Raw genomic sequence first — 806 nt, forward strand, 5'->3', positions numbered from 1 at the left:
TCGAATGATATGAATAGGCTTGCCTAATAATTCGACATCAAGAGGTTTGATATCGGAAATAGACTCACTAACTCTAGTTTCCATTTATATTTTACCGTGCGTTAACAAACTAAGTTCTTCTAACTTAATATTCGGTAGTCTACACAGAGTTTTTCATGATGTTTTAGTTTTAACTTCGAATTATGTGACTTTAGTTCACATGTTGCTTATGTCAGTACATGCGAAGCTTTTAATAAAAATTAAAAAGGGTTAGTTTCATTTATAAATCGGTTAATAAGTAAAAATAACAATTTTTGAGCAATCTTTGTTGTTATTTCACCAGGATCCTCTATCTGGTGACTAACGTGATTATTATAAAAATATTAATATAACTAGTTGTTTTATTGGTCTTATCTCGTTTGTTTTATGGGTGTTCCAGCTCATGCTAAACGTTTGCCAATCAATTTAAATATTTCAGAATAGGTAATTAACATGATTAGCTATGCCAGTTATAGAGCTTCAGTGGCATATTTAATTAAACTGCTTAAGTCATGGAAATGTAAGATATACCTTTCCTTTCGTAGTTTGATAATAATTTGTAACGTCTTTTTTTCTTTGGGTTTGGTCAATTTTAATCCAGCCATGTCTGGTGAGGTGTTGACAGTTCCAATGGATATTTCTAATTGGTCTTTCAAAGGAAATAAATTTGAGTGCAACCTGATGCATTCAAAAGTTCCAATGGGGAAGTTTTATTTCCGTGCGGAACCAAATAATCAAATTTTATTTATTTCCGATATACGCAACGAAGGGAATAAATGGCAAGGTGT

Annotated in this window: 2 pseudogenes; one reads left to right on the top strand and one right to left on the bottom strand. The window is 31.6% G+C overall.

What is annotated here, in order from left to right:
• Positions 1 to 84: pseudogene (locus R8O11_RS26600) on the bottom strand (flagellar motor switch protein FliM); the annotation flags it as partial.
• A 387-nt stretch (positions 85 to 471) separates the two neighbouring features.
• Between R8O11_RS26600 and R8O11_RS26605 the strand changes: the two are divergent.
• A pseudogene (locus R8O11_RS26605) lies at positions 472 to 806 on the top strand (OmpA family protein); the annotation flags it as partial.

Source organism: Vibrio sp. 1288 (assembly GCF_033344475.1).